This is a genomic window from Rhodococcus sp. NPDC060084, from assembly GCF_042730335.1.
Taxonomy (GTDB): domain Bacteria; phylum Actinomycetota; class Actinomycetes; order Mycobacteriales; family Mycobacteriaceae; genus Rhodococcus.
Genome location: NZ_JBHWWX010000014.1, coordinates 34,607 through 55,458, shown reverse-complemented (window position 1 = coordinate 55,458; position 20,852 = coordinate 34,607). Strand labels below are relative to the sequence as shown.

Sequence of the window (20,852 nt, the reverse complement as noted above, 5' to 3'; positions counted from 1 at the left end):
GTGGCGCGTCAGCGTGTCACGGCTGCCGCCACCGCGGCTGGGGTCTTTGCGGATTCGGCGCTGCGCAGTCCGTCCTCGAACTCGTCGAGCAGCGCCTCGTGGAGTTCGTCGGCGAGGAACGCCATGCCGGCAACTTTGGTCACCGGCTGGATGTCCGCGTCGTACCGTGCCCGAAGCAACATGGACAGCTGACCGAGGTTCATCTCCGGTACCAGTACCCGCCGGTACCGGGCGAGCACGTCACCGAGGTTCGCGGGCATCGGGTTGAGATGACGAAGGTGTGCCCGCGCGACCGGACGGCCCCCGCGACGTGCCCGGCGGACGGCCTCCCCGATAGGTCCGTACGACGAACCCCAGCCGAGGACCAGGATGTCCGCGTCGTCACCAGGATCGTCGACCTCGAGATCGGGTACGGCGATACCCGCGATGCGGGCGACCCGAACCCGGGTCATCAGTTCGTGATTGGTGTGGTGGTACGAGATGTCGCCGGTGCCGTTGGCCTTCTCGAGACCGCCGATGCGGTGTTCCCGCCCCGGGGTACCCGGGATCGCCCAGTCTCGGGCAAGCGTCTCCGGATCCCGCGCGTAGGGCAGATGACCGGGGCCTTCCTCCCCCGGCGGTGTCGCAAATCCGGGTTCGATCGCGGGGAGGTCCGCGGCGTCGGGAATGCGCCACGGCTCGGACCCGTTCGCGATGGCGCCGTCGGACAGCAGCAGCACCGGTGTCCGGTAGGTGACGGCGATGCGCGCCGCTTCCCGTGCCGCCTCGAAGCAGTCGGACGGGGACTGCGGCGCAACGACGGCGACCGGAGATTCCCCGTTGCGGCCGAAGAGCGCCTGGAGCAGGTCGGCCTGCTCGGTCTTGGTGGGCAGGCCCGTCGAGGGTCCACCGCGCTGCACGTCGATGACGATCAACGGCAGTTCGGTCATCACGGCCAGTCCGATGGCTTCCGACTTCAGAGCAAGACCCGGTCCCGACGTACTCGTCACCCCGAGGGAACCGCCGTACGACGCACCGATCGCAGCACCGATCCCCGCGATCTCGTCCTCGGCCTGGAAGGTGTGCACGCCGAACCGCTTGAGTTTGCTCAGTTCGTGCAGGATGTCGGACGCCGGGGTGATCGGATAGGTCCCGAGGAACACGTCCATCCCCGCGGACCGTCCGGCCGAGACGAGGCCATACGCAAGCGCGGTGTTTCCGGTGATCTGCCGGTATCGCCCGGGCGGTAACGCGGCTTTGCCCACCTCGTAGGTGGTGGCGAACGCCTCGGTGGTCTCGCCGTAGTTCCATCCCGCGCGCAGCGCCAGGACGTTGGCCTGCGCGATGTCCGGCTTCGCGGCGAACTTGCGCTCGAGGAAGTCCTCGACGGGGGCCAGTGGACGCCCGTACATCCACGACAACACTCCGAGCGCGAACATGTTCTTGGCGCGGTGGGCGTCCTTCTTCCCCACACCGGACGGCTCGACCGCGCCCGCGGTGAGGGTGCTCATGGGGATCGCGTGAACCACGAACGGCTCGACGAGGTCGGTCTCGAGCGGGTTGCCGTCGTAGCCGACCTTGCTCAGATTGCGCCTGGTGAACTCGTCGCTGTTGACGATCAGGATCCCACCCGCAGGCAGGTCGCCGAGGTTGGACTTCAGGGCAGCCGGATTCATCGCGACGAGCACGTCGGGCCGGTCCCCCGCGGTGAGGACGTCGTAGTCGGCGATCTGGATCTGGAAGCTCGAGACGCCGTGCAGTGTGCCCTGGGGTGCGCGAATCTCGGCGGGGAAGTTGGGCTGGGTGGCGAGGTCGTTGCCGAACGCGGCGGCCTCGGCGGTGAATCTGTCACCGGCGAGTTGCATCCCGTCGCCGGAGTCACCCGCTATGCGGATGACGACTTGTTCCAACTTCCTCGCGGTCGGTCTCGACGTCATACGGTCGGCTCCTTCTTCCCCCGGCATGCGCTGGGGGTCGGGTGTGCTCCATGGTCGTCCTCCGGCGCATTTCCGCAACCCGTTCCCGGAACTTTCTCGTCCGTGCCGCCCCGAACCGCCGTCGGCCGACCGCGCGGCTCAGCCGAGCGTGGTATCGGCGACGAAGCGCAGGACCTGCGGCCAGGAGAGCGCGTAGGCGTCCGCATTGACCTGATTGCCGTGCCGTGACCGCACGCTGAAGCCGTGCTCCGCACCGGGATAGACATGGATGATGGTTGCCCCGGTTCGGCGCTGCTGGAGCGCCTGCTGCAGGTCGCGGAAGATCTCTGCGGACATCACGGTGTCGGCGCCGGCGTGCAGCACCATGACCGGCGCGGTGATCGTCGAGGCCTGGTCGACCGCATCGAGGGTGTGGTTCGGCGGAGCCGAGTCCCAGATGGAGGGGTGGTACGCGACCACAGCGGCGGGCCGCTCGTCGCGTGCGGCGAGGAGCAGCGCGAGGCGTCCCCCGAGGCACCACCCGATCACGCCGATCTTCGACACGCCCAGCTCGTCGACGGCATAGTCCAGCAGCGTTCCCATCTCGGCGAGGGACGCCTCGTCGTCGAGTCGGCCCATCATCTCGGCGAGCCGGTCGTGCGGGGTGTCGTCGGCGCTCGGCCCGTGCCACGGGTCCCACACGAGCGCCGTGGCCCCGGCGCGCGCGATGTCCTCGGCGTATTCGCGGACCTGGGCGCCGATACCGGTGATCATCGGCAGGAGCAGCATCGCGCCGGTGCTGCCTCCGGCGGGACGGGCCAGGTAGGCGCGCAGTTCTCCGACGTGGAGGAAGTTCGCTTCGATGTCGGTCACGGATGGGTCCCTTCGTGGCGGTCGGGCCGGAACTCCGGCCCGTGACGATCTTCGTACGGGGGCCGGGCCGATGCCGATCCCATTCGCCGAAAAAACTTGGAGAATTCCATTTCCGTTTGCGATAGTGTGGCTCTCATCACCTCGGCGACCGATGCCGAGAGTACTTCGGAGCCTCATGGCAACCGAGCGAACCTGTCAGGAAGGGGCGGTGGCATGACTCGCACCGTATTGGTCAGTGGCGGCACCGGCGGTCTCGGAGCAGCCGTGACGAAACACCTGCTCGATACCGGGTGGCGAGTGGTGGTGCCCTGGCTCGTGCGCGAAGAACTCAGCCGCGTCGGTACCCACCCCAACCTGCATCTCGTGCAGGCGAACCTCACCGACGACCAGCAACTCGAAGATGCGCTGGCGGTGGCCGGGGAAGATCCGGACGCGCCGCTGTTCGGCGTCGTCAACCTCGTCGGTGGATTCGCCTCGGGTCCGAAGGTCCACGAGACCCCCATCGAGGTCCTCGACTCCCAGCTCGACCTCAACCTGCGGACCGCGTACGCCGTCAGCCAGGCAGCGCTGCCCCACCTGATCCGTCGCGGCGGTGGATCGATCGTCTGCATCTCCACCGCCGCGACGCGCAGCCCGTTCCCGGGCGGCGCTTCCTACATCGCGTCGAAGGCCGCCGTCTCCGCTCTCGTCGAGACGATGGCACTCGAGTACCGCGAAGACCACATCCGGGTCAACGCCTTGCTGCCCGTCGTGATCGACACACCCGCCAACCGCGCCGCGATGCCCGACGCCGATACCAGCAAGTGGTCGCAGCCGGCCGACGTCGCCAAGGTGATCGAGTTCCTGATCTCCGACGCGGGTTCGCCCGTCACGGGTGCGCTGATCCCCGTCACGAACGTCGGCTGACCGCGCTCAGCCCGTGACGCGTGCCGCGCACCGGCATCGACCGACATTGCGGTTCCGGTGATGCGGGCGCACTCACCTCGGCCGCGAGGAGCAGCATCGCTTATCGCGTTTCGTTGCCACCCGTACGTCGACCGTTCGTTGCACGCGACCGGACGAACCGGGCACACGACTCGATCGATGCGACTGAGACGCTGTGACCGGGATAAACCAGCGGCCATGTGTGCCCCTGATCCGCTACTACTTCCAGTGTGCAGGTGACGTTCGCGTTCGCGAGCGATTCGGCCAGCCCGAGCGCATCACCGACCAGTGCCTCGTTGCCGCCGACCTGGATCAGGGTGGGTGGGAAACCGGTGTGGTCGGCCAGCAACGGCGAGACCAGCGGGTCGCTGGCGGGGGCGCCCTGCAGATAGTCGTCCCGCGCCGACGCCGCCGTCGCCAACGGGAAGAAGACGTCGGGTGCCGTTTCGTAGAACGGTGACGAGCAGTGCAGGTCGAGCCAGGGCGACAGCAGCATCAACCCGTCGGGGCGGCGCACGTCGCTCGTCCTCGACGCGACGATCACCGCGGCGGCGAGACCGGCGCCCGCCGAGTCACCGCCGAGGATGATCGGTCCCTCCGCGGCGGATGCGAGCTGCTCGTAGACCGCGAGGGCATCACGCAGTCCGGCCGGGAACGGATTCTCCGGTGCGAGCCGGTAGCGCGGCAGGACAACCGTCGCCTCGGCGCCCACCGCCAGCGCCGCAGCATAGGCGTTGTATGCCTCCGGACTACCCATCCGGTAGCCGCCCCCGTGCAGGTAGAGGATGGTGGCCCGGTCACCGGCCCGAATGGTCCGGCACGGCACACCCGCGAAGTCCGCGTCGCCCGCCGCGACCCCCAGCGCGGGGTCGATCTCGGTCGCGGCGAACTTCGTGCGGCGTTCCCGCAATCCCGGACTCGCCGGTGTGCCCGTCCGTTCCGCGGGCAGCGACTTGTGCACTGTCGTCGGCATATCGTCTCCCAATGCTGATTACGAAGTGATGCTCACGAGCGGGCGGGCTCGACGAGCCTGCCCGGATGGCGAGTGGCAATCGTCCGACGGATGCCTTCACGCCAATCCACCGTGCACGGCCCGGTAATGGATGCGCGCCGCGTCGTGTCCGCGATCGATCCGCGCAGCGTCCCCTCGATAGGGACCACGTCGACGGTCTGGTCGAGGCCCATCAGCTCACCGGCATACGCCGCCCACTCCTGGACACTGACCGGATGGTCGCCGCCCCAGTTGACGATGAGTGCCGGCGTGGACGCTGCTTCGAGGAGGGCGCCGACCTGCATGTTGATGTCGTCTTCGTAGATCGGGCTGTACATGCACGGATCCCATCGCGTGGTGATCGACCGGCCTTCGACGAGGGCGTCGATGTGCATAGCAGGCAGTCCACCGTTGGGACCGTACGAGGCGTTCATCCGAGCGATCGTGACCGGAATGCCGAAGGCGCGGGCGGCGAACCGAGCGGTGGCTTCCTGGCTGATCTTCGACATCGAGTAGGTCGGGGTGTGGGTGCTGTTGCACTCTCCCAGTGGCGACTGCTCGGTGAACACGTACATGGGGTCGTCCTGCGGGCGGTAGACCGAATGGGTCGACATCACGAGGGCACCCTTGGCGGATCGGCAGTGCTGCAAGAGAAGCCCGGTGCCTTCCGCGTTGGCGCGGATCGCGGCGTCGTAGTCCCATCCCGGAGCCAGACTCGCCGCCAGGTGTACGACGTACGTGAAATCCGTCGGGACACCGTCGAAGTCGCCGCTGCCGAGATCACACGCGACCGGGACTATTCCCGCTTCGCTCACCCGCTGCCGGGCATCGGGGCGGCTGTACCGCGCCAGCCCCCACACCTCGTTCTCTGCCGCCAGCATCCGTGCGATCGGGAAAGCGATCTGACCGGTCACCCCGGTCACCAGAATCTTCTCGCCGCTCAACACGGGCATCACCACAGTTCGTCGGTGTACTTGTCCGTACCGATCTCGGTCGGGATGAACGGTGAGGCGAAGGTGACGCGACCCGCGCCCGAGCTCTCGATGTTCGCGGCGTAGTCGACGATGTGCTGCCAGCTCTCGGCGGGATCGCCCTCGAGGAAGCACATCTGAAGGATGCGCTCGGTGGATCCGCCGTCGTTGCCCATCTTCATCGGCACGTTGTGATCGGCGGGCCAGGGCTTCATCCGCCAGTTGCTCACGAGATCGACGGTGCCGGTGGCGAGGAGCTTTTCGACCGGGCCGCTGTTGATGATGTCGAGGGCCGCATCGCGGACAACGCCCTCGGCCGGCTCGATCATGACGGTGACGAGTCCGCGGTAGTTGTGGTCGAGCGCGAGCTCGAGAGGAACGCCGTCCTCGTGTGCCGAGATGTTCGAGTCCGGCAGATACTGGCCGGTGTGCACGTGCTCACGCTCGGCGAAACCGCGTCCGGCAGCGTACAACTCGCCTACCTGGGTACGCGCCCAGGCTTCGGCTTCCTCGATCTCCGGTTCGTGCACCCAGTAGATCGCGAGGTACGAGCCGTCCTCGGTCTTGGTCGCGACCGGGCCGGTCTCCGGGAAGCGCAGGTCCTTGAGCCACTTCGGCGCCACCCAGCGGCTACCGGCGAACCAGCCGGGACCGATCATGCAACCCGAGTAGCGGTGGTCGCGCTCGTACCAGCGGTTGTATGCGACCTCGTGACCGCGCGCCGGGTCCACCATGGTGAACAGAGCTTGGCCGAGTCTCACCGGAGTCAACGTCATTACTCTCTCCTTCGTTTTCTGGCACGGACACGCGCGCAGCCGTTACATCGGCTGCGCGCGGTCCCGGAACAATTCCTGTGGGCGGTCCGGGTGAGTCAGCGAGTTGCGGCGATGCCGTCGAACTCGTCGTCCTCACGCCACTTGCGGAGAAGGTCGAAGTACTCGTAGCCCGGTCCGTACAAGCCGCCGACGAGCGTGCTGCGCTTGTCGTCGACGCGGCCCTCGTTGTTGTAGTGGCCCGGGGTGCACGAGGTGTTCCAGTCGCGCCGCATTTCCGCGTGCTCGGCGATGGTCGCGTTCCATCCGGCTTCCGCCTCGGCGGTGGGTTCGATTGCCCGGATGCCCTCGTTCAGGCACTTGCCGACCATGTAGACCATGTGCCGGGCCTGGTTGTCGATGAGGTTCGAGATGTTCGATACCTGCGTCGACTGGGTGAAGCCCAGGAAGAACAGGTTCGGGAAGTCCTTGCTGAGGAAGCCGTGGTAGGTGCTGACGCCCTCGGCGAACTTCTTCGACAGCCGGTTGCCGTTGCGGCCCAGCACGTCGTAACCCGCCTTGTCGGTCCAGGTGCGTCCCTGCTGGAAGCCGGTCGCGTAGATGATGAGGTCGACTTCGTACTCTCGGTCACCGACGACGATGCCCTTCTCGGTGATCCGGTCGATCGGTGTGGTGGACGTGTCGACGATGTCGACGGACTCCTTGTTGAAGGCAGGCAGGAAGTCGTCGCTGAAGCCGGGCCGCTTGCACATGGTGCGGTAGTAGGTCTTGAGCTTGTCGGCCTTGGCCGGGTCGGTGATGATGGCGTCGACGCGGTCTCGCAGCATCTCGTTCCACTCGTAGTCCGAGCGCTCCATCGCGTCCATGTACTGCTCGAGGGTCGGTTCCGCGCCGCCGGCCCCGTAGATCGCGCGCATTTGGTACTTCGCGAACTTGATCCAACCGTCGTCGACATCGCAGTCGGCGGTGGCACGATCCATCGCGCACTTGTCGAAGGATGCGCGGCGCTCACGATGCCACCCTTCGGGCAGGGACTTGAACCATTCGACATCGGTCGGAGCGTTCTCGCGGGGCGCAATCTGAGTAGGCGTGCGCTGGAAGACGACCAGCGACTTCGCATACTCGGCGAGCTGCGGAATAGCCTGCACGCCTGTGGCACCGGTTCCGATGATGGCCACACGCTTGTCGTGCAACCCGGTCAGATTCCCGGTGATGTCACCGCCCGTGTACTCATAGTCCCAGCGGCTCGTGTGGAAGCTGTGGCCGGCGAACTTCTCGAGCCCCGGGATGCCGGGCAGCTGGGGGCGGCTGAACAGACCGCTCTGGGTCGAGACGAACCGGGCACGGAACACATCGCCGCCGTCGGTGCGTACCGTCCACCGCGCCGAGTCTTCGTCCCACTCCATCTCGGTGACCCGCGTCTGGAACAGGGCGTGCTCGTACAGGCCGAACTGCGAGCAGAGGGACTGGGTGTAGGCGAAGATCTCGCTGCCGCGGGTGTACCGCTCCGTCGGGATGTAACCGGTCTCTTCGAGGTACGGCAGGTAGATGTACGACTCGATGTCGCAGCGCACACCCGGGTAACGGTTCCAGTACCAAGTACCGCCGAAATCGCTTGCGACATCGAGTATCTTGAAGTTCGTGACACCGACCTTCTTGAGCTCGATGCCGGTACTGATACCCATGAAGCCGGCGCCGATGACGAGCATGTCGAGATCAGCGGTCTCAGGGGGTGCGGTGCGGGGGCCGTCCGCGTGTGGATCGGCGTCGAACGAGGCGAACTTGCCGTCGAAATCGATGGCCTGGAAGGTGTCGGCACCGGTGTTCGGCAGGCGCTTGTCGCGCTCTTCCGCGTATTTCTGGCGGAACCATTCGAGGTCGTCGACCTTGCGCTGGGGTTCCCAGAGGTGTGGATCGCGTGCTGTCTTGTCGGGGGCGGTCATGAAAGTCCTTTGGTCGTCACTGCGTCGGCATGTGCGATCCGGCGACGGTGGGATCGGTCGCCGTGACGCACTCAGCGATCTATCGGGGGAAGCTGTAATCCGGCGCAGGTCCCGTCACCAGGGGGTGCCGGCGGGGATGTGCATGAGCTCGACTCGGTTACCGTCGGGGTCGGCCACGAACACGAACTGCGGGGCGGTCGGATCGCCCGCACCTGCGCGGGTCTGCGGCACCAGGACGCCGCCGAATTCACACAGCGCGTCGGCTGCGGCGTCGATGTCCTCGGCGAAGAACGACAGGTGGGTCACGCCCAGATGGTTGCGGCGGGTGGGCGGGGTCCCGATCACGCCGGGCTGCCGGTAGGAGAGCAGCTCGATGCGCAGGCCGTCCTTCTCCAAGAAAGACGAGGTGAGGCTGCACGGCGCGTCGACCTCGGGGATCTGCTCGTCGATGTCGTATTCCATGATCTTGACGAAACCCAGTCCGTCGCAGTAGAAGCGAAGACTCTTGGCGAGGTCGGAAACACACAGTCCGACGTGGGAGGTGCGGTACGTGTGCACGGCCGCCTCGGTTTTCTCGGTCATCCGGAGGTCCTTGTCGTGTGAGAGGTTCGTCAGCCGACGGCGACCGGGGTTACCGGGCTCGCGGTGGCGCCCGTGATCTTCAATGCGCCGATGGTCAGCAGGAACTCGTAGCACCGGTCGGCTGCCAGTTCTGCAAGGTTCATGTTCTCGACCAGGTAGATACCGTGCTCGACGAGCAGGATGATGTGCCCGCCGAGGTAAACGTTCTGATCGAACGGGATGGGTTCGATTGCGGCGTTGTCGGAGCCGACCAGCGCAACGTCCTTCTCCGCGAGGAAGGCGGCCGCTTCGAGACCGATGCCCGGTTGCGGCATCATCTCGCCCTGGTTGGCCAAGTAGTCCTCGAGCCATCCCGTACGGATGAGTACCAGGTCGCCCGTCTGCAGTTCGATACCCTGCTCGTCCAGTGCCTTCTGCAGATCGGCCACGGTGATGACGTAGCCCGGTTCGAGCAGGTCGACACCCTTGGAGGCTGCGACGTCGATGAGGACGCCGCGGCCGGCGATTCCGCCGACCTTGTCGATGCTGCACTTGGCGGCGCCCGAGTACGGGGTGACCTGGTCGGCGGGGTAGCCGTTATAGATCTTGTTGTCTGCGTACACGTGACACAGTGCGTCCATGTGCGTCGAGGTGTGCGACGGCATGACGAGTTGGTCCTCGTTGGCGCCGACTCCGGGCGCGCCACCGTTGGCGCGGGCCATCGCCTCGTCCTGATGATTGGTCAGGGTGAGTCGCTGTGGGATGCCGCGGTATTCGAGGTTCGGCACCCCGGACCGCTGGATCGGAATGCTGAGACTGTAGGTCTTGCCCGTCTTGGGAAGCCTGAGGGCGGCGAGGACCCGCTCCGGCGTGAGGTGATTGAGAGCGCCCAACTCATCCGACTCGCCCCAACGGCCCCAGTTCGACTTACGCGTGCTCAACATCGACTCCTCAACATCGTGTCCTCGTAGCGAGGTTCGGGGTGGTTGTCGGTCGGTTTCGGGGACATGCCGGACAGCGAGTGCGAATCGAATCCGTGAGCCACGACATTTACCGTCCGCCTTGTGACCGGACTCACTGTAGCCATCGGCTACGTTCGCGTCAACATCCTGGTTTCGATTCGGTTCCACTCGATTCTGCTCACACAGGCATTCCGGCCCGTATCGAAAATCCGCGAAATAGCGACGGCGGGTGAATGTTTAAGTGTCGTCTCCACGGAGCCGGGAAGCTCCCATTGGCAATTCCGGATCCGCGTGAGCAGCCGGATGCAGACCGGCAGAGCTCGACGTCGACCGCAGCGTCAACCAGTCGGGAGACGGAAGATCCGTTCCCCGGATGAAGACGGATTCCGATCCGTGGGCGAGGTCATGTTCGTGCCCGAAGACCGAACACCATCCCGCCGCAACTCCGTTGTCCTGCTTCTTTTTTCATCGTTCCCCCCCACGCCCCTGTCACCGCGTGAGCGAACGAAACGTACTACTGCGCTTCGGTGAAGTCGAAGTGCGACTCGTCCGGGCTCTTGCACAGTTCGTAGTACTGCTCACCGTTCCACGGTGCATTCATCTGCAGCCGGCCGAACTCGTTGACGTAGTAGTTCTTCTCCATCGCAGAGTTCGGCATGAGGTAGATGAGTTTCTTGGCTTCCTCGTGCAACTGCTCGTTGTACTCGTCGAAGGCGTCCCTGCGGATGACCATCGACTTCCGGCCCTTCTCGAGCATGCCGACGATGCATTCGGCGATGTAGCGAGTCCAGATCTCGAACCACGTGGGCAGTCCCGCTCCGCTCGCCACCGGCTGCGAGTTGGGGCCGTACAGCATGAACATGTTGGGGAATCCGGGCACGGTCATGCCGAGATGCGCCTGAGCGCCCTGCGCGGTCCAGACGTCCTCGAGGCTTGCTCCGCCGAGGCCGTAGTACTGCGTCGGCCAGATGTACTTTTCGGTCTGGAAGCCGACCGCAGCGATGACCAGATCCGTCTCGCGGGTCTCCCCCTCGGTGGTGACGATCGCGGTATCGGTCATCCGCTCGATCGGCGTCGTGACGAGTTCGACATTGTTCCTCGTCAACGAGGCGTACCAGTTGTTGTCGACCACCGGGCGCCGCGTCATCGGCGGGTAGTCCGGGACAAGCTTGTCGATGAGGTCCTGGCGGCCGTCGACCTGGTTCGAGATGTAGGCGATAAGCATCTCGCGCAGCATGTCGTTGCGCTCGCTGATGTGACCGCCCCCGGCGATCCACTCCTCGTCGGGCATGAGCACATTACGCAGATCGATCGTGCTCAGTCCGGCAACGTACTTGTTCCAGTTCCAGTAGAAGGGCATGTTCTGGATCAGCCACTGCAGTTCATCGGCGATCGGCACGCCGTAGTTGGTGCGCGGCGAGATCCACTGCGGCGTCCGCTGGTACACCACTACCGAGTCGGCCTTCTCGGCCACCTTCGACAGGAGCTGGACTCCGGTTGATCCGTTACCGATGACGGCGACCTTCTTGCCGGCGTACTCGACATCCTCGCTCCACTGGGCGGTGTGCACAATCCGGCCGGTGAATCCGGAAACACCCTCCACCGACAGCTCACGCGGTGTCGCGAAGACACCGCTCGCGGCGACCACCACGTTCGCTTCGACCTCCGCGACCGAGTCCTCGCCCCGCACGGTCATCGTCCAGCACTGGGTGGTTTCGTCGAAACGGGCTTCCTGAACGTCGGCGTCGAACCGGATATGTTCGTAGACGCCATATTTGCGCGCTACGTGGTCGATGTACTCTCGGACATCCGACTGCCGGCCGAAGTACTCGGTCCACGGATACTTCTTTTCGAACGCGTACTCGTAGGTGAAGCTCAGCGTGTCGACACGGACGTCCGGGTAGGTGTTGATGCTCCACACCCCGCCGACCTCGGCGCGACGCTCGTAGATCGTGAACGGGATGCCGAGCTGCACGAGCTGCACCCCCATGGCGACACCGGCAAACCCGGCACCGACGATCGCGACGTGGTAACCCTCCGGGATCGTCTTCTCCCCGGTCCACTGTGCCTGGAATGGCATGTCCTCGAAGGCCGGGATGTGGTGGCGCATGATCAGGTCGTCGGGCCCCAGTTCGCGGGCTTCGGCCATCTCGAGCAACTCGACGACTTCGTCGCGCGACGGGATGGGCAGTGCGGGTTCGTAGGGTTCGGTGAGCAGGTAGTCGACGGCTTTCGCTCGGATGAGTGCGACATCGTGGTCGGAGAACACGATGGCGTCCGTCGTCGGGCCGAAGACACGTTCGGGGGTGATCGCGGCGATCTCCGCGTCACGGGTCGCCTGGTACAGCGCCATCCGCAACGCATTCGTGTCGGCGCATTCGACGGCGCGCTCTATGTAGCTACGTCCTGGCATGGTTGTTCCAATTCTCGATTCGGGGGGCACGGGGGGCGTGTCACTCGGCAGCCGCGCCGGACAGGGCCCGCTGGTCGATGACGAATTGCCGGAGATGCTGCTTGCGGATCTTCATCGTCGGTGTCTTCGGCATCTCCGAGACGATCACGACGTCCTCGGGAAACTTCGCGGGCGAGATACCGGCGTCACGGCAGTACGTGCGGAGCGCGTCGACGTCGAGGGCCGCTGCGCCGTCCTGCAGTTGGAGAACTGCACAGATGCGCTCACCCGACCGGTCGTCGGGCAGGCCGATGACGGCGACGTCGGCGACGGCAGAATGGGCCGCGAGGACCTCTTCGATCTCGGTAGGGCTGATCGACTCGCCCTTGCGGATGATCAGGTCCTTCTCCCGGCCGACCAGGACCAGGTGCCCCTCCGGCTCGAGCTTTCCGGTGTCACCTGTGAACATCCAGCCCTCTGCATCGAAGGGACGGATGATCTCGCCGTCGGTGCGGTACTCCTTGAACAGCATCGGGCCGCGCAGCCATACCCTTCCGACCCGGCCGGTGGGCAAGACTTCGTCGTCCTCGGTGCGGATCTGTATCTCGCAACCCAGGACCGGGCGGCCGGAGGTGGTGGCCAGCTGCTCGACGCTGTCGTCCATCCGAGCCGAGGTGATCATCGGACACTCGGTCATGCCGTAGGCATGCAGGATCGGAATGCCCATCTCGGCGAGCACGTCCCGGAACAGACTCTCCGGCATCGGCGCTCCCCCGCCGGTCACCATACGCAGGGTCGGAACCACCGGGTTCCCCGGATTCTTCCGCTGCTCCTCGAGCAGCAGGGCGTAGTGCGGGGTCGATCCGCCGGTGATGGTCACCCCCGTCCGGCGCATCAGCTCCACTGCGGCAGCCGGCGCGTAGACCTCCATGACCACCAACGACATTCCGGTGGCCAGCGAAGCGATCAGCAGATCGGGACCACCGATATGTGCGTACGGGAAGAAGATGGTGCCGGTGTCGTCGGCGGTCGCACCGATCGCATCGGCCAGCGCGACACCGCCGGCGATGAGCGTGCCGTCCGTGTGACAGACGCCCTTGGGTGCCGAGGTAGTACCGGAAGTGGTGTAGATCCAGCGCACCTCGTCGCGGCCGACCGGCGCGGGAGGAAGAGTGGCCGGGTCACCGTCGGGCAGTTCCGAGGAGACAACCATCAGGTTCAGGAGATCACCGCTCGCCGCGCGCAATTCCTCGGCCATGGCCCCGTGGTCGAAACCGCGGAACTCCCCCAGGGTGATGAGCCAATCCGACTCGCACTGGGCGATCATGGCCCCGACCTCACGTGCCCGATAGAGCGGGATGATCGGGTTCTGGGTCACGCCGAGACGCGACAGCGCCAGGCTGAGCACGATGGTCTCGATGCGTGTGGGCAGTTGCCAGCTCACCGTGGAGCGGGGTTCGACCCCGCGGGCCAGCAGGCCGGCCGCGACGCGTTCGGCCATGGAGACGACCTCGGTGAAAGTCATGCGGCGATCGAACTCGTCGATGACGGCGACGGTCTCACCGCTGGTCTCAGCTCGCAGGGCCAGCAGATCCCACAGGGAGACTGCGTCGTTCGGCGCGATGTCCGAGTTCACGACTTCTCCTTATTTGCATCCGACGGAAGGGGACCGGGTGTCAAGAGCGGGTATCCGGTGCGCAGCAGGGCGTTCGCGTGTCCGTGCCAGTGGATGTCGAAGGCCGATTGCAATGCGGCCTGCTGGCCCATGATGTCGAGGGTCTGGTTGACGGCGCGCTTGGCGGTGGCCAGGCCCCACGCATCCATCTCCGCGATCTCGCGCGCCAGTTCCATGGTCTGCGTGCCGAGTTCGTCGAGCGGGACCACCCGGTTCACCATGCCGGCGGCGAACGCTTCGGCCGCGGTGAGCTTCCGGGCCGTGAACAGCATTTCCTTGGCACGACGAGCACCGAGTTCCCAGGTGTGCGCGTGGTATTCGACGCCACCGACACCGAACTTGACCACCGGGTCGCTGAAGTAGGTGTTATCGGCCGCGATGATCAGATCGCACGGCCAGATGACGTTGAGGGCACCGGCGACGCAGGCGCCCTGGACAGCTGCGATCGACGGCTTGGGGACGTCTCGCCACTTGCGAGAAAAGCCGAGATAGTGCTCGGTCTCCCAGCCGTAGGCGCTCTCGAGGGTGGTCTTGCCCTCCTTGAAGTACCCCGGGGCCGGGGTCTTCAGGTCATGGCCTGCGGAGAAGTGATCGCCGTTGGCGCGCACGACGATCACCTTGACCTCGTCGTCGGCGGCGGCCTGCTGCCAGCGGGCGTCGAGGTCACGCAGCAGGGACGCATCCTGGGCGTTGTGCTTGTCCGGTCGATTGAGACTGATGACGGCGACGGCGTCGTCGACCCGGTAGTCGATGTAGCTCATCGGCCGGCCCCTGTGTAGATGTGGTCGAGGGCCGCGACGATGTCGGCGTCGTTGCGTGTGGCCGAGCCGAAGTCGAACTGCCAGCGCTTCGCGGCGTCGGTGAACAGGTGCACATTCGACTCGACCATGTAGCCGATGCCGGCGTGGACCTCGTGCGCCGAGTGGACTATCTCCAGTGCAGCTTTCGCCGCCTGTTTACACATCAGACCGATGTGGGGCTGCGGATCGAGGCCGCTGTCGAGGGCGGCGGCGGCCGCCCGCGTGTGCACCGAGGTGAAGTGCGCAGCGATCGCGATGTCGGTGCACAGGTATTGCACCGCCTGGAATCGGCCGATCGGTCCACCGAACTGGTGTCGTTGCTGCGCGTACAGCACGGTCATGTCCAGCAGTTTCAATCCGGCACCGTAGACCTGCGCGGCGCGCAGCACCGCTCCGCGCTGCGCTGCGACCTCGACGGCGCGGTCGGCGTCGAGGCCGCGGGCCAGCACCGCCGCGTCGGTGACCGGTGTGCTGTCGAACCTCACTGCGAACAAGGGGTGCCCACCCATGTTCGGCATCGCTTCGACACCGGCCACCGAGCTCGGCTGCACCACAGCCACAACGCTTTCCCTACCGGCTGCGTACACGAGGTAACTGTCGGCGCTGTCGGCGTGGTCCACGGCCAACGCGACTCCGTTGAGCACGCCGTTCTCGTACGTCACCGTCGAGCCCCATTCGGGGGACGGGAACACCGGGACCACCACGACCTCGCCGTTGCCGATCCGCTCGGCGAGGCTCGTCGCCTCGTCGGTGCCGATGACCAGTGCGGCGTCGCGGGACATCGTCAACTCGAGCAGCGGGGTGGCGGCCAGCGCCCTGCCCATCTCGACAAAGATGCCGGCGATCGTCGCAAGTGACGGACTGTCGGCGTCGGCGCCGGTCGGATCACCGAGTTGCAGCCAGCCGAGTTCGGCGAACTGCGCGACCTGTTCCACCAACGGAACAGTGTTGGATCGGTCTTCGAGCGGCGAGTACCGCGCGAACACCGACTTGCTCACATCTGCGAGGGCAGTGAAGTCCTCGCCCCATGCCAATTCCATCTTCAGCTCCTATCGGGGCAGGCCGAGGCCCCGCGTCGCGAGCACCATCCGCTTGAGTTGGGACGTTCCTCCGGCGTGGTTGGCAAAGGACTGCCGGTACCACGCCTCAGGCCTTCCACTGAGGGGGGCGTACGCCGACCCCGACTGCAGTTGACTGGTCGGGCCGAGCACTCGGTCGTAGATCTGAGCGAACAGCGGCTCGTACTCCTTGGCCGCGACCTGCTGGACGCCGCCGCCCCAGGGGGTCAGCCGACCGTGGGCATTGTCGCCGATGATCTCGTAGGCGAGCAGGCGCTGGGTCTGGACGATGCCTGCGAGTTCGGCAAGGTCGGCTTGCACGTGCGGGTCGTCGAGCTTGCCCGGGACCGCCTTACAGTGCTCGATGAGATCGCGCAGACGTGCTTCTTGCATCGCGTAGATCGGTTCGACGGTCCCCGAGGCGTAGAAAGCTCGCATGATGTATTGCCAGCCCTTGCCTTCCTCACCGATCAGCGAGGTCTCCGGCACTCGAACGTGATCGAGGTAGGTGCTGGACTGGACGCCACCGCCGTAGTTGCGCATCGGATGGAGGGTTACGCCGGGACTCTTCAGATCGACCACGAAGATGCTGATCGCATCACGCGAGCCGGCGTCGGTCGCCGTGCGGGCAGCCACATACAGTACGTCGGACATCGGCCCCCAGGAAGTGAACGCCTTCTCTCCGGTGATGACCCACTCGTCACCCTCCCGGACGGCTTTCGTCCGTAGGGAGCCGAGATCGGAGCCCGCTCCCGGCTCGGTGAGCCCTTCGGCCCAGAGAGTCCGCATGTTCGCGATGTCCGGCAGGAGACGCTTCTTCTGCTCCTCGGTGCCGCCCACCAGGATCGTGCCCGCGGCGAGGAAGATTCCGACGGAATTGACCATCGGCGCGTCGGCCGCGTACAGCTCCTCGAGGAGGATCTGGTTCGCGATCGGGGGCAGCTCCTTGCCGCCGTACTCCTTCGGCCAGGTCAGACCGATCCACCCTTTGGCGGCGACCTTCTTGCTGAATTCGACGGCGATCGCCCACTGATCGGGTGCATCGTCGAACTCGGGGTTGAAGGCGTGTCCCTGGGGCAGTTCGGCGTCGAGGAACTCCCTGATCTCGGCCCGCCAAGCCTCGTGTTCCGCTGTCAGTGTGGGTCTCATGAGACGTTGTCCGCCTGAAATTCGTCGGTGCCTGCGGTCTGCTCGGCGGCGCCGTAACCGAGGTGGCCCTCGGGGTAGAAGCGGCGAGCCCACTGGCGGATGTCACGGAAGCCTGCCGCCTCTGCGGTCGCCAGGCCCGGCGGCTCGGTGTATCGCTGGTGTTCCCAGATAGCGATGTCGGCCTCGAGCTGGCCGATCGCATTGCGCTGGCGTTTCGTCACTCGTGCGTCGTCCTGGCCGTCCTCCTTGCTCGCCCACGCGGAAAAGCGCACGATCGAACGCTCGTCGTCGACAGGGGTCACCGCGGTCAGGGAGCAGATGGCGCCGACGCCGTCTGCGTACGAGTAGCCCAGTCCCAGACCGAGGAGTGACGCTCTGGTCCGGCCCTCGACGAGTTCGAATTCGCCGTCGGCGCCGCGACGCTTGAAGTGCAGGGCAAGTTCGGTTTTGAAGTCGTACTCACCGAACTCGCGGTGTACCACCGTAGGGATCTCGTCGGCGCGGTGGACGTACTTGAAGTGCGCGAAGTCGACGCCGTTCTCGGCGGCGTACTGCGGGTGGATCGGCAGCGCGGCCGACTCGAAACGGCCGGCCTCCGCCGGCTCGTGGTAATCGTTCGCCGAACCGCAACCCGGAAAAAGGTCGAAGACGCTGGGCACCTCGTACAGCGGTTCGCGGCCGTCGACGTCGTGCCAGATATACATGATCCCGTCGCTTTCGGCCGTAGACCAGGTACCGATCTTGCGGACTCGGTTCGCAGCCTTCTGGTACGGAATGCAGGTGTTGCGGCCTTCCTGGTTCCATTGCCAGCCGTGGAACGGGCATCGGATGTCGTCGCCGGAAACTGTGCCACCGTGGCCCATATGGGCGCCGAGGTGCTCACAGTATGCGTTCAGAACCACCAGGCGGCCGCTCTGGGCACGGTAAGCGACGAGGTCCTGACCGAAGTAGCGCAGCGGCTTCACATCGCCGATCTCGAGGTCGGCGGACCAGCCGATCTGGAACCACCCCGTCGGCTTCATCGATAACGCCATGGGCGACACTTCATCCTCCTGAACTGTTGTAACAGAGGCACTTTCGTCACCTGCGCAGAAGATGCTCCGCGACAGGGGTTTTCACGGGTCGCAATCAACGGGCGTGCGTCCACACGCCCGTTCGCCCGGCGTCCGGCGTCCGGCGAAGACCCTCGTCGGGATGACGGGAGTCACTGCGACCACATTCCGTGACTGGCATCACTGTAGCCATTGGCTACGTGTGCGTCAACAACATGACGCGAGTCAAGGGTTTTCCCAGTTCGGAGCGGATTTCGACTTGTCCCGCAGATATTCCGGGACAGAGCCGAAAGGTGTACGCCGACCAGCGCACGGCCGTCACATTTCGAGCATTCGCCCGGGAAGCTCAGCGCCCCCCCCCCCCCCGAACCGCTCGGCGTCCGCCCACCCGAGAGCTTGACGGGCCGACCCTCCACCCCTAGCATCACCAGCATCGATAGAGGTGCCACCGCAGTGGCCCGGATTCCCACCACCCCTTCATTTCTCGCCCGCACCCGTTGCGTCTCCCCGCCGTGCGAGCGAGTTCTCATCGACAGTGAGGTCGAGAATTGAAAGCGATCGTCTTCGACGGCACCGACAACAAGCTGGTCGACGGTGTCACAGTCCGAGACCCCGGACCCGGCGAGGTTCAGGTGCGCATCGTTGCGAGCGGCCTGTGCCAGAGCGACCTGAGCGTGGTCAACGGCAAGATCCCGTTCCCTGCACCGGTGGTCCTCGGGCACGAAGGTGCAGGTGTCGTCGAGGCCGTCGGGCCGGGCGTGACCGTTCCCGTGATCGGCGACCACGTGGTGCTCTCGACGCTGGCGACGTGCGGCCAGTGTGCCGCGTGCACCTCCGGGCGGCCCACCATGTGCCGCGAATCTTTCGGTAAGACGGCAACCCCCTTCGAATTCGACGGCACACCGGTCCACAACTTCGCAACGCTCTCGACCTTCGCCGAGCAGATCGTCGTCAAGGCCGGACAGGCGATACCTATTCCGAAGGACATTCCGCTGTCCACCGCATGCCTGATCGGTTGCGCGGTGTTGACCGGCGTCGGAGCGGTATTGAACCGGGCACGCGTCAACCCCGGCGAATCGGTGGTGGTGATCGGCGCCGGCGGTATCGGTCTCAACGTCATCCAGGGGGCACGCGTCGCAGGGGCTGCGACGATCGTCGCCATCGACACCAACCCCGACAAGGAGTCGAAGACCAACCTCTTCGGCGCCACCCACTTCATCGATGCGACCGCGGGTGACACCGTCGCCGCCGTCCGTGAACTCACCGACGGCGGGGCTCATCACGTCTTCGACTGCGTCGGCGGCGAGGCAATCACCAGCCAGGCAATGGAAATGCTCGACTGGGGCGGGCAGTTGATCATGCTCGGTGTCGCAGGCCCGGAGGCCAAGCTGTCCGTCCCGGCCGCCACCTTCTACATGGATCGCGCGGTACTGGGCTGCCGCTACGGCTCGTCACGACCGGGCGCGGACATCCCGAAGTACGTGGACCTGTACCGGTCCGGCAGGCTCCTCCTCGACGAACTCGTCACCAAGACCTACGAGCTGGAGGACTTCGAGTCCCTCATGGACGACGCCCGGAGCGGAAAACTCGACCGCGGTGTGCTGCTGATGCCGTCCTGACGGCAACTCCCCTGCGCCGGAACGGGCCGGATGACCTCCGGACCGTCCACCCGTTCCGGCTCCCTCGACGCGCCGAATGTCTCAGGTCTTCGGCCGGGCTGCATAGACGAGGAGCTTGAGCAGTTCGGTGACTTCCTGCCGGAGATCCTCCCGGCTACGCCACCGGTTGTCGGCGAGCTCGATCATGTAAGGCTCGTACAGATCCCACACCGATCCGAAGACACCGAGCAGCGCCGCCACCACGCTCGAATCGAACTCGGCCCGCACGTCCGGCTCGACCGGGTTGTTCCAGAGTGCGTCGATGTGCGGGCGGTAACCATTCGAACGTGCTTGTCCGAGCAGTCGATCCGGCTGGATCCCTTCGGAGATCGACCACATCAGCATCCGCCCGAACTGACCGGAGTCGAGGTCGGCGCCGATGGAGTTATCGATGGCGGCGTACGCGTCCTTCTCCCCGGACAGACGCTCGCCGCCGTAACCGACCAGCAGTTCCATCACCGCCACCAGCAGATTCTCCTTGTTGCGATAGAACCGGTGGATCAGGCCGTACGACACGTCTGCCGCAGCGGCGATCTCCCGTAGCGTCACTTTCGCGGGGCCTTTGCGCGAGAAGAGGTCTGCAGCAGCAAGAAGGATGGCTTCTTGAGCTCCGGATGCCCCTGGGCGGGTCGGCCTCCACTCGGCGACCTTCCTGTCCACGGATTCGTGGTCGGCCCCGCCCTCCAGCGCGGGATTCTCCTCGATCGAGTCCGCTGTGCAGGTACCGGCCAACCGCAATGCATCGTCCTCGGTGTCGGGGTCCAGCAACAGCTCGGCTGGTGTCCGACCGCTTCTCTCCATCTTCGTGATCGCCCACAGCGCGATGGCGGCCGGTTCGATCTCGTCGTCGAAGGCAGCGAGAAACTCGGGAACCTGCGGATAGATTCTGTGATTCGCCGTGTCGAACTGCCACACCGGAAACAGCGTCACTCCGCCACCTGCGTAACCGAGCATCTTCCGATTTCGAACACGCTTGTTGATCGCCTGACGACTGATGCCCAGGAAACTCGCCACCTGCGGTGTGGTCCAGACGTCGTCGGCTAAGGCGGCGGTCTCAGTGAGGTGCTCCATATGGCGCAGACCCTATCATTCTCAGCGACAGGGGGATTCGCGTAGCGACTCCCGGATGTCGGTGCCGGCGGTGGCGACTGTTGCGACGAATCGATGTTGCGACC

At 65.5% G+C, this 20,852-nt stretch carries 17 protein-coding genes; 2 read left to right on the top strand and 15 right to left on the bottom strand.

The window, feature by feature from the left end; translation table 11 throughout:
• Positions 1-8: 8 nt before the first annotated feature.
• Positions 9-1,916 (bottom strand): 2-oxoacid:acceptor oxidoreductase subunit alpha, encoded by a 1,908-nt coding sequence (locus ACFWBU_RS10435; RefSeq protein ID WP_378528196.1) that lies wholly within the window; start codon positions 1,914-1,916, stop codon positions 9-11.
• Between the two features lie 138 nt (positions 1,917-2,054).
• Entirely contained in the window at positions 2,055-2,768 is a 714-nt protein-coding gene (locus ACFWBU_RS10430; RefSeq protein ID WP_346765189.1) for an alpha/beta fold hydrolase, read from the bottom strand.
• A 213-nt stretch (positions 2,769-2,981) separates the two neighbouring features.
• Here ACFWBU_RS10430 and ACFWBU_RS10425 point away from each other — a divergent pair, with 213 nt between their 5' ends.
• Positions 2,982-3,674, top strand: a complete 693-nt coding sequence (locus tag ACFWBU_RS10425) for an SDR family NAD(P)-dependent oxidoreductase (protein ID WP_169622098.1) — start codon at positions 2,982-2,984, stop codon at positions 3,672-3,674.
• Between the two features lie 100 nt (positions 3,675-3,774).
• Here ACFWBU_RS10425 and ACFWBU_RS10420 read toward each other — a convergent pair whose 3' ends face one another.
• The 12 genes from ACFWBU_RS10420 to ACFWBU_RS10365 form a co-directional block, all read right to left on the bottom strand.
• Positions 3,775-4,665, bottom strand: a complete 891-nt coding sequence (locus ACFWBU_RS10420) for an alpha/beta hydrolase (RefSeq protein WP_378528195.1) — start codon at positions 4,663-4,665, stop codon at positions 3,775-3,777.
• A 32-nt stretch (positions 4,666-4,697) separates the two neighbouring features.
• On the bottom strand, positions 4,698-5,636 hold the full coding sequence (locus ACFWBU_RS10415) for an NAD(P)-dependent oxidoreductase (RefSeq protein ID WP_206038470.1): 939 nt from the start codon (positions 5,634-5,636) through the stop codon (positions 4,698-4,700).
• Positions 5,636-6,430, bottom strand: a complete 795-nt coding sequence (locus tag ACFWBU_RS10410) for a hypothetical protein (protein WP_378528194.1) — start codon at positions 6,428-6,430, stop codon at positions 5,636-5,638. Before ACFWBU_RS10410 ends, ACFWBU_RS10415 begins: the two co-directional genes overlap by 1 nt.
• Positions 6,431-6,525: 95 nt before the next feature.
• A complete protein-coding gene (locus ACFWBU_RS10405; protein ID WP_378528193.1) occupies positions 6,526-8,370 on the bottom strand; it encodes a flavin-containing monooxygenase in 1,845 nt (614 codons plus the stop codon).
• A gap of 114 nt (positions 8,371-8,484) precedes the next feature.
• Positions 8,485-8,952 carry a VOC family protein gene (locus ACFWBU_RS10400; RefSeq protein WP_378528192.1) on the bottom strand — a complete coding sequence of 156 codons (468 nt, stop codon included), beginning with the start codon at positions 8,950-8,952 and terminating at the stop codon, positions 8,485-8,487.
• A gap of 29 nt (positions 8,953-8,981) precedes the next feature.
• Complete coding sequence (locus ACFWBU_RS10395; protein ID WP_378528191.1) at positions 8,982-9,875, bottom strand: cyclase family protein; 894 nt, start codon at positions 9,873-9,875, stop codon at positions 8,982-8,984.
• Between the two features lie 532 nt (positions 9,876-10,407).
• A complete protein-coding gene (locus ACFWBU_RS10390) occupies positions 10,408-12,306 on the bottom strand; it encodes an NAD(P)/FAD-dependent oxidoreductase (protein ID WP_169622092.1) in 1,899 nt (632 codons plus the stop codon).
• A gap of 40 nt (positions 12,307-12,346) precedes the next feature.
• The gene (locus tag ACFWBU_RS10385) at positions 12,347-13,921 is read right to left on the bottom strand and encodes a class I adenylate-forming enzyme family protein (protein WP_378528190.1); all 1,575 of its coding nucleotides are present in this window, start codon (positions 13,919-13,921) and stop codon (positions 12,347-12,349) included.
• Positions 13,918-14,721 carry an enoyl-CoA hydratase gene (locus ACFWBU_RS10380; protein WP_169622090.1) on the bottom strand — a complete coding sequence of 268 codons (804 nt, stop codon included), beginning with the start codon at positions 14,719-14,721 and terminating at the stop codon, positions 13,918-13,920. Before ACFWBU_RS10380 ends, ACFWBU_RS10385 begins: the two co-directional genes overlap by 4 nt.
• Positions 14,718-15,800: an acyl-CoA dehydrogenase family protein gene (locus ACFWBU_RS10375; protein ID WP_378528189.1), complete on the bottom strand. Its 1,083-nt coding sequence runs from the start codon at positions 15,798-15,800 to the stop codon at positions 14,718-14,720. Before ACFWBU_RS10375 ends, ACFWBU_RS10380 begins: the two co-directional genes overlap by 4 nt.
• Before the next feature lie 9 nt (positions 15,801-15,809).
• A complete protein-coding gene (locus ACFWBU_RS10370; protein WP_169622088.1) occupies positions 15,810-16,967 on the bottom strand; it encodes an acyl-CoA dehydrogenase family protein in 1,158 nt (385 codons plus the stop codon).
• Positions 16,964-18,001: a Rieske 2Fe-2S domain-containing protein gene (locus tag ACFWBU_RS10365; protein WP_206037179.1), complete on the bottom strand. Its 1,038-nt coding sequence runs from the start codon at positions 17,999-18,001 to the stop codon at positions 16,964-16,966. The genes ACFWBU_RS10370 and ACFWBU_RS10365 overlap by 4 nt, the downstream gene beginning before the upstream one ends.
• 566 nt (positions 18,002-18,567) lie before the next feature.
• Here ACFWBU_RS10365 and ACFWBU_RS10360 point away from each other — a divergent pair.
• On the top strand, positions 18,568-19,638 hold the full coding sequence (locus ACFWBU_RS10360; protein WP_169622086.1) for a Zn-dependent alcohol dehydrogenase: 1,071 nt from the start codon (positions 18,568-18,570) through the stop codon (positions 19,636-19,638).
• Positions 19,639-19,719: 81 nt separating this feature from the next.
• Here the strand turns inward: ACFWBU_RS10360 and ACFWBU_RS10355 are convergent, their stop codons facing one another.
• The gene (locus ACFWBU_RS10355) at positions 19,720-20,748 is read right to left on the bottom strand and encodes a TetR/AcrR family transcriptional regulator (RefSeq protein WP_169651508.1); all 1,029 of its coding nucleotides are present in this window, start codon (positions 20,746-20,748) and stop codon (positions 19,720-19,722) included.
• Positions 20,749-20,852 lie beyond the last annotated feature (104 nt).